This window comes from Sporichthya sp., from assembly GCF_013815995.1.
Taxonomy (GTDB): Bacteria; Actinomycetota; Actinomycetes; order Sporichthyales; family Sporichthyaceae; genus Sporichthya.
Genome location: NZ_JACDFE010000206.1, coordinates 1 through 8,153, shown reverse-complemented (window position 1 = coordinate 8,153; position 8,153 = coordinate 1). Strand labels below are relative to the sequence as shown.

The 8,153-nt window shown below is 72.8% G+C and carries 9 protein-coding genes and 1 pseudogene; 7 read left to right on the top strand and 3 right to left on the bottom strand.

Annotation, left to right across the window (positions count from 1 at the left end; genetic code table 11):
• The 6 genes from H0X00_RS18950 to H0X00_RS18925 form a co-directional block, all read left to right on the top strand.
• The coding region (locus H0X00_RS18950; protein WP_293773940.1) for a 2-C-methyl-D-erythritol 4-phosphate cytidylyltransferase at positions 1-389 on the top strand (389 nt) is incomplete at its 5' end.
• Between the two features lie 10 nt (positions 390-399).
• Positions 400-873 carry a 2-C-methyl-D-erythritol 2,4-cyclodiphosphate synthase gene (gene ispF, locus H0X00_RS18945; protein WP_293773938.1) on the top strand — a complete coding sequence of 158 codons (474 nt, stop codon included), beginning with the start codon at positions 400-402 and terminating at the stop codon, positions 871-873.
• 165 nt (positions 874-1,038) lie between these two features.
• A complete protein-coding gene (nirB, locus tag H0X00_RS18940; RefSeq protein WP_293773937.1) occupies positions 1,039-3,609 on the top strand; it encodes a nitrite reductase large subunit NirB in 2,571 nt (856 codons plus the stop codon).
• Positions 3,606-3,989 carry a nitrite reductase small subunit NirD gene (gene nirD, locus H0X00_RS18935; protein ID WP_293773936.1) on the top strand — a complete coding sequence of 128 codons (384 nt, stop codon included), beginning with the start codon at positions 3,606-3,608 and terminating at the stop codon, positions 3,987-3,989. The genes nirB and nirD overlap by 4 nt, the downstream gene beginning before the upstream one ends.
• Positions 3,990-4,060: 71 nt before the next feature.
• A complete protein-coding gene (locus tag H0X00_RS18930) occupies positions 4,061-5,158 on the top strand; it encodes a uroporphyrinogen-III synthase (RefSeq protein WP_367186697.1) in 1,098 nt (365 codons plus the stop codon).
• Positions 5,159-5,166: 8 nt separating this feature from the next.
• Positions 5,167-5,883 (top strand): sirohydrochlorin chelatase, encoded by a 717-nt coding sequence (locus H0X00_RS18925; RefSeq protein ID WP_293773924.1) that lies wholly within the window; start codon positions 5,167-5,169, stop codon positions 5,881-5,883.
• Between the two features lie 12 nt (positions 5,884-5,895).
• Here H0X00_RS18925 and H0X00_RS18920 read toward each other — a convergent pair whose 3' ends face one another.
• Positions 5,896-6,462, bottom strand: coding sequence for a DinB family protein (locus H0X00_RS18920; RefSeq protein ID WP_293773922.1), 567 nt, complete (start codon positions 6,460-6,462; stop codon positions 5,896-5,898).
• A 91-nt stretch (positions 6,463-6,553) separates the two neighbouring features.
• On the opposite strand from H0X00_RS18920, the gene H0X00_RS18915 reads away from it, so the two are divergent.
• Entirely contained in the window at positions 6,554-7,516 is a 963-nt protein-coding gene (locus H0X00_RS18915) for a YafY family protein (protein ID WP_293773921.1), read from the top strand.
• Here the strand turns inward: H0X00_RS18915 and H0X00_RS18910 are convergent.
• The gene (locus H0X00_RS18910; RefSeq protein WP_293773920.1) at positions 7,475-7,900 is read right to left on the bottom strand and encodes a hypothetical protein; all 426 of its coding nucleotides are present in this window, start codon (positions 7,898-7,900) and stop codon (positions 7,475-7,477) included. The two genes, H0X00_RS18915 and H0X00_RS18910, sit on opposite strands and share 42 nt — an antisense overlap.
• Positions 7,819-8,153 (bottom strand): annotated as a pseudogene (locus H0X00_RS18905) (hypothetical protein); the annotation flags it as partial. The gene H0X00_RS18910 and the pseudogene H0X00_RS18905, both read right to left, overlap by 82 nt.

Below are 8,153 nucleotides of genomic sequence, written 5' to 3'. Positions count from 1 at the left end.
GGGTGCTGGTGCACGACGCGGCCCGCCCGCTGGTCCCGGTCGAGCTGGTCGACGCGGTCGCCGCGGCGGTCCGGGCGGGCGCGGAGGCGGTGATCCCGGCGCTGCCGGTGGCGGACACGATCAAGCAGGTCGAGGGGGGACTCGTGGTGGCCACGCCGGACCGGTCCGGGCTGGCTGCGGTGCAGACCCCGCAGGGCTTTTCCCGCGAGGTACTGGAGAAGGCGCACGCGGCGGCCACCGGCGACACCGCCACCGACGACGCCGGCCTGGTCGAGCGCCTCGGGCTCCCGGTGCGGACCGTCCCCGGCAGCGAGGAGGCCTTCAAGGTCACCCGCCCGGTGGACCTGCTGCTCGCCGAGGCGATTCTGGCCCGGCGACGGCACCGATGAGCTCGCACGCGTGAGAGTGGGCATCGGGGTCGACGTGCACGCGTTCGCCACCCAGGCCGGCGGGCGGGAGCTCTGGCTGGCGGGGTTGTGCTGGCCGGGCGAGCCCGCGCTGGTCGGGCACTCCGACGCCGACGTGGCGGCGCACGCGTGCTGCGACGCTCTCTTCTCCGCTGCCGGGCTGGCTGACCTCGGGGCGCAGTTCGGTACCTCCGAACCGGAGTGGGCCGGGGCCTCGGGGGTCACGCTGCTGGCCGAGGCGGCCCGGCGGGTCCGGGCGGCCGGGTTCGAGATCGGCAACGTCGCGGTGCAGGTGATCGGCAACCGGCCGCGGATCGGGCCGCGGCGCGAGGAGGCCGTCGCGGCGCTGTCCGCGGCGGCCGGCGCTCCGGTCTCGGTGGCGGCCACGACCACCGACGGGCTGGGTCTGACCGGCCGCGGCGAGGGTGTGGCGGCGATCGCAACCGCGCTGGTGTTCCCCGTCTGAGCGGGCTCGAAACGCGCTGACCAGCGCAAACACCCGCGCGCGGGAGCCGTGAGAAGTGTCGAGGGGCATGGTGCGGCCCTTGTAACAATCCCGACGCAACTGGGAAACGCCACTGCGTTGCCATGGGGTCACCATCTCGATGTGACCCCGTGGAAGGAGCAGGCGATGGCCCCCGCACGCCGCTCGCTCGTCGTGCTCGGCCACGGCATGGTGGGGCACAAGTTCGTCAGCGCCGCGCTCGACCGTGGGCTGACCGCCGGCTGGGACATCACCGTCCTCGGTGAGGAGTCCCGCCCGGCCTACGACCGGGTCGCGCTCTCCACCGTGTTCGCCGGCAGCAGCGCCGAGGACCTGTCCCTGCTGCCCGACGGGCATTACCCCGACCCGGCCGTGACCCTGGAACTCCGCGCTCAGGTAACCGGGATCGACCGGGCCGCCCGCAGCGTGACGCTGGCCGACGGTCGGGTCGTCGCCTACGACGTGCTGGTGCTGGCCACCGGCTCCTACCCGTTCGTGCCGCCGGTGCCGGGACGCGAAGCGGAGAACTGCTTCGTCTACCGCACCATCGATGACCTGGACGCGATTCGGGCGGCCGCCGCCGATGCCACCGCGGGCGCGGTGATCGGCGGCGGCCTGCTCGGCCTGGAGGCGGCCAACGCGCTGCTCAACCTCGGGCTGACCACGCACGTGGTGGAGATGGCCCCGCGCCTGATGCCGCTGCAGGTCGACGAGGCCGGCGGCGCGATGCTGGCCCGCCACGTCCGCTCCCTCGGGGTGCAGGTGCACCTGGGCGCGAGCACCGAGGCGATCGTGGCCGACGAGCGAGGCCGCGTGGCCCAACTGCTGCTGAAGGACCGCGAGCCGCTCGACATCGGGGTGCTGGTGTTCTCGGCCGGCATTCGCCCCCGCGACGAACTGGCCCGGGCCTGCGGCCTGGACCTCGGCGAGCGCGGCGGTGTCGTCGTCGACGAGCACTGCCGCACCTCCGACGCGTCGATCTACGCCGTGGGCGAGGTGGCCTGCGCCGGAGGCCGGGTCTACGGCCTGGTCGCTCCGGGCTACTCGCAGGCCGAGACCGCCGCCGAGGCGATCGCCGGCGGCGCGAGGCCGTTCCACGGCGCGGACATGTCGACCAAGCTCAAGCTGCTCGGCGTCGACGTAGCCAGCTTCGGCGACGCGTTCGCCACCACCCCGGACGCCCTCGAGCTCACCTACGCCGACCCGATCACCCAGGTCTACAAGAAGCTCGTGGTCTCTGCCGACGGCACCCGGCTGCTCGGCGGGATCCTGGTAGGCGACGCCTCGGCATATCTGACGCTGCGTCCGTTGGCCGGCGCGGATATCCCGCTGCCGCCGAACCCCGAGAACCTGATCCTGCCCGCCCGCGAGGGCGGCGCGGTCGGGATCGGCCCGGCCGGTCTGCCGGACGAGGCGACGATCTGCTCCTGCGAGAACGTCTCCAAGGGCGAGATCGTGCACGCGGTCGCCGACGGCGGGTGCACCTCGGTGCCGGACATCAAGGGCTGCACCAAGGCCGGCACCGGCTGCGGATCCTGCGTCCCGCTGCTCAAGACCCTGCTCGAGCACGAGCTGACCAAGGCCGGCGTCACGGTCAGCAAGGCGCTCTGCGAGCACTTCGCCTACAGCCGGGCCGAGCTCTTCGACATCGTCAAGGTCACCGGGGCGCGCAGCTTCTCCGACGTGCTCAGCTCACACGGCACCGGCCGGGGCTGCGACATCTGCAAGCCGGTGATGGCCTCGATCCTGGCCAGCCGGCACAACGAGCACGTCCTCGACGGCGAGCGCGGTTCGCTGCAGGACACCAACGACCACCTGCTCGCCAACATGCAGCGCAACGGCACCTACTCGGTGGTGCCGCGTATGCCGGGCGGAGAGGTCACCCCCGACGGCCTCATCGCGGTCGGCCAGGTCGCCAAGGAGTTCGGGCTCTACACGAAGGTCACCGGCGGCCAGCGCATTGACCTGTTCGGGGCCCGTGCCGAGCAGTTGCCGCTGATCTGGAAGCAGCTCATCGACGCGGGCTTCGAGTCCGGCCACGCCTACGGCAAGTCGCTGCGCACGGTGAAGTCCTGCGTCGGATCGACGTGGTGCCGCTTCGGGGTGCAGGACTCGGTCGGGATGGCCGTCGCCCTGGAGTTGCGCTACCGCGGCCTGCGCGCGCCCCACAAGCTGAAGTCCGGCGTCTCCGGTTGCGCCCGGGAGTGCGCCGAGGCCCGCGGCAAGGACTTCGGCATCATCGCGACCGAGAAGGGCTGGAACCTCTACGTCGGCGGCAACGGGGGCGCGACGCCCAAGCACGCGATCGAGCTCGCCCGCGACCTCGACGACGAGACCCTGATCCGCTACATCGACCGGTTCCTGATGTTCTACATCCGCACCGCCGACCGGCTGCAGCGCACCGCCCCCTGGTTGGAGGCTCTGGACGGCGGCATCGATTACCTCAAGGAGGTGCTCGTCGAGGACTCGCTCGGCATCTGCGCCGACCTTGAGGCCGACATGGCCAAGCACGTCGCGAGCTACGCCGACGAGTGGGCCGCGACCATCGCCGACCCGGAGAAGCTCAAGCGCTTCGTCTCCTTCGTCAACGCCCCGAACACGCCCGACCCGACGATCACCTTCGTCGACGAGCGCGGCCAGATCCGTCCGACCCGTGAGGGCGAGAACGGAGAGCTGCGCATCGTCGCCGGCCCGACCCTGAAGGTAGGAGCGGTATGACCACCCTTGACTCCGGACTGCATGCCCATCCGTTGACCATCGCTGACGTCACGACCTGGGTGGACGTGATCGCCGAGGCCGACCTGCCGACCGAGGTCGGCGTGCCCGCGCTGGTCGGGCACGCGCCGGTGGCGGTGTTCCGCACCTACGACGGCGAGGTCCACGCGCTGTCCAACCTGGATCCGAAGACCGGGGCTTCGGTCATGGCGCGCGGGATCGTGGGCAGTCGCGGGGACGTGCCCACCGTCGCCTCGCCGCTGTACAAGCACGTCTTCGACCTGCGCACCGGACGGTGCCTGGACGACGAGTCGCTCGCCCTCGTCCGCTTCGAGGCCCGGGTCAGCGGTGGCGTCGTGCAGGTCCGCGGAGCCAACGGATGACAGTCCTCGGCGACCCCGCCGTCGGAACGGATCCGCCCGGTCTCATATCCCAGCCGTCGCCGAACGGCTCGATGGTGCTGACCGGCTTCAGCGTCGCCATCACCGCGTGCCGTCGGCGTGAGGAACTCGCCGGCCTGCTCGAGCGTCGCGGCGCCCGGGTGATCTCTGCGCCCGCGGTGCAGATTCGCCCGCTGACCGACGATTCCGACCTGGTCGCGGCCACCCGGGCCTGCATCGCCGTGCCGCCGCAGATCGTCATCGCCAGCACGGGTGTGGGATTCCGCGGCTGGATGGAGGCCGCCGACGGCTGGGGCCTGGGCGACGCGCTGCGCCGGGTGCTGGAGAACGCGGACGTGCTCGCCCGCGGACCGAAGGCGATGGGCGCGATCCGCGCGGCCGGGCTGCGCGAGACCTGGTCGCCGGTCTCGGAGTCACTGCGCGAGGTGCTCGATCACCTGCGGGCCGGTGACATCCGGGGCGTGCGGATCGCGGTGCAGCTGCACGGCGACCCCGAGCCGGAGCTGATCGAGGGACTGCGTACGGCCGGCGCCGAGGTCATCCCGGTGCCGATCTACCAGTGGCGCCCGCCGGACGACATCGCGCCGCTGGCCAAGCTGATCGACCTGGTCGCCACCCGCAACGTGGACGCGGTCGCGTTCACCAGCAAGCCCGCCGTGCAGGCGATGCTCGACCTCGCCGAGCAGGTGGGCCGCCGGGAGGCGGTGCTCGCCGCGTTCCGCGGGGACGTGGTGCCGGCCTGCGTGGGCATGGTGACCGCGGACCCGCTCGAATCGATCGGGGTGAAGACGTTGCAGCCGGACCGCCCGCGCCTCGGCGCCCTGGTGCGGGTCATCGCCGAAGAGCTGCCCCGCCGCCGCCCGGACGGGCTGGTGGTCGGCGGGCACCGCCTGGAGATCCGCGGCCACGCCGTCCTGGTCGACCAGCGGATGGTGGACCTGCCGCCGGCCCCGATGGCGGTCCTGCGCGCGCTCGCCGAGCAGCCCGGCCGGGTGATGTCGCGGGCCCAGCTGGTCCCGCGCCTGCCCAGCGGTGACGCAGCGTCAGAACATGCGGTCGAGATGGCCGTCACCCGGCTGCGCGCGGCCCTCGGCGACGGTCAGTGCGTCCAGACCGTCGTCAAGCGCGGCTACCGCTTGCGCGTCGAATGAGCACTCCTGTGCTCGTTGCCGTCGCGCACGGCAGCCGTAATCCGGCGGCCCAGGCGAACATCCGCGCACTGCTGGACGCGGTCCGCGCTGCCCGGCCCGGGTTGGACGTGCGCGAGGCGTACATCGAGCTCGCCTCCCCGCTGCTGCCCGAGGTGCTCGCGGACGTGCCGGGCGAGGTCGCGGTCGTCCCGCTGCTGCTCGGCAACGGCTACCACATTGCGCACGACGTCGCCGGGGCGGCGGCCTTCCACCGCCCGGGGGCCGGGGTCGCGCCGGCGCTCGGCCCCGACGACCTTCTGGTGGACGCTCTGGCCGACCGTCTGGCCGAAGCCGAGTACTGCCCGGTGTGCCCGCCGCCGACCAACCCGGTGGTGCTTGCGGTCGCCGGCTCGTCGGACCCGCGTTCGCATGCGGATGCCGACGCGGTCGCCGCTGTGCTGGCGGCCCGGCTCGGCCGGGAGGTCGTCGCCGCCTACAACAGCTCGACGACGCCGTCAGTCGTGGAGACCGTCGCCGCCCTCCGGGCCGCCGGCCATCACCGCGTCTCCGCCGCGACCTACCTACTCTCGCCCGGGCGCTTCGCGACCGAGATCAAGGCCTGCGGAGCTGACTTGGTGTCAGATCCGCTCGGCGTGCACCCGGCGCTGGTCGAGTTGGTGCTCCGCCGCTACGACGCGGCCCGGGCGAGCAGCCGGAGTCTGCAGCGGAGCACCGTCGCCGGCTGAGCCTCGATGGGCTCAGCCCATCGTGCGGGAGCCGTCCAGCGATTCGCGGATGATGTCGGCGTGGCCGGCGTGCTGCGCGGTCTCGGCGACGATGTGGGTCAGCGCGCGCCGCGCGGTCCAACGGGCGTTCGGCGGGAACCACGGCGCCTCGGGCAGCGGGTGCGAGGAGTTCAGGTCGACCTCGGCGAGCAGCGCGTCGGTGCGGGCGGCGACCTCGGCGTAGGTGGCCAGGACGCCTTCGAGGGTCTCGCCCGGCAGCAACCGGAACGAGTCCCCGTGCTCGGCGTACGAGTCCTCGGTCATCGCCATCGCGGCCGGGCCGTTCAGGATGAAGTCCACCCAGCCGCGCTCGCAGAAGGCCACGTGCTTGACCAGTCCGCCGACCGTCAGCGCGCTGACCGTGGTCCGGGTGGAGGCCTGCTCGTTGGTGAGTCCGTCGGCGGTGACCCGCAGGAAGAAGCGGTGCTTGGTCAGGAGGTCGAGCAGGTCCGCGCGCTCGATCGCGGCGGGGTCGTCGCCGGCGGCGCCGGTGGAGGTGCCGGCCGGGGTCAGGGCCTTGTAGTCCTCGATGGTGTTCATCTCGTTCCTCCGTGGGTCGTTCCTGCTGGTGAGAAGAACGCTACGCCGATTGCGGTCAGTTTCTGTCCGCAATTCTGGGAGACTTTGCGGCATGGCGAACACGAGCTCGCGGACCCTGCGGCTGCTGTCCCTGCTGCAGGCGCACCGGCACTGGCGGGGCAGCGACCTGGCCGAGCGGCTGAGCGTCTCCGAGCGCACGTTGCGCCGCGACGTCGACCGGCTGCGCGAGCTCGGCTACGACGTCGACGCCACTCCTGGCGTGGACGGCGGCTACCAACTGCGGGCCGGCACGGCGCTGCCGCCGCTCGTGGTCGACGACGAGGAGGCCGTGGCGCTGGCCGTCGGCATGCAGGCCGCGACCGACGGCGCGATCCCCGGCATCGAGGAGGCCTCGGTGCGGGCGCTGGGCAAGGTCGTGCAGGTGATGCCGCCACGGCTACGCCGTCGGGTCGACGCGCTGCGCGCGATGACCGTGCCGGCCACCTGGGGTTCGTCGGGCGGCGGGCCGGTGGTGAACACCGAGGCGCTGGTCGCGGTCGCCCAGGCCTGCCGCGACAGCGAACGGCTGCGATTCGACTACACCGCCCGCGCGGGCGAAGTCACCTCGCGTCACGTCGAGCCGCACCGCCTGGTCCGGCTCGGACGTCGTTGGTACCTGGCCGCCTGGGACCTCGACCGCACCGACTGGCGCAGCTTCCGCCTCGACCGGCTGCGCGAACCGCGCAGCACCGGCGCGCGGTTCGCGCCGCGAACACCACCGGGTGGGGACGCCGCCGAGTACGTGAAGTCCTCGATCGTCGGCCTGCGCGATCCGCACCAGGTCGTGGTCGACGTCCGTGCGCCCGCCGAGGCCGTCCGGGCGCGGATCGGCCGATGGGCGACGGTCACTGAAACCGGACCGGAGCGCTGCCGGGTGGAGATGGCAGCGGACCAACTCGAATGGCCGGCGATGGCCCTGGGCTCACTCGGCGCGGAGTTCACCGTCGTCGAACCCGCGGAGTTCCACGCGTACCTACGCGACTGGTCGCAGCGCTTCGCCCGTGCGACCGCCTGACGCATTCGGCAGCCCGTCCGTAGCCGTGTCGTCCCGTGTGCCCGGCGGAATCCTGGCCAGCAGGTAGAGCGGCGCGGGCAGGACGAGGAGCACCGCGGAGACTGCGAATCCGGCGACCAGACCCTGCCCGCTGGCCAGCGCACCGAGCGCCGGCGCGGCCGCCATCCCGCCGATCCGCGAGGTCAGGCTGTTGACGCTGACCATCGTCGCGCGGTGCGCGGCGGTGGTGTGCCGGTGCACCAGGCCGTAGTGCGCGACGTTGGCGGTGCCGTGCACGAGGTAGAAGCCGAGGTAGCCGAGTATCAGCCCGACCGGCCCGACGATGACGACCGCAAGGGCGACGCCGGCGCCCTGGGCAACGCGGGAGACGATCGCAGCGCGCACCCACGACCCGGTGCGCCGCGCCACCCACGGGCGGCCGCGGCACCGAGACCGCTGATGCTCCAGGCCACCGCCACTGTGACGGCGTAGGTGGCGACGCCGTCCTCGGTGTCCCCGACCAGGTCGACCATCCGCAGCCCGGACAGCACCTCGACGCCGGTCATGCCGGCGCCCCAGAGCATCTCGATCGCGGCCAGGGCGCACAACGCGCCGCTGACCCGCAGCAACGTCAGGGCCTCGCGGATGGTGCGGCCGG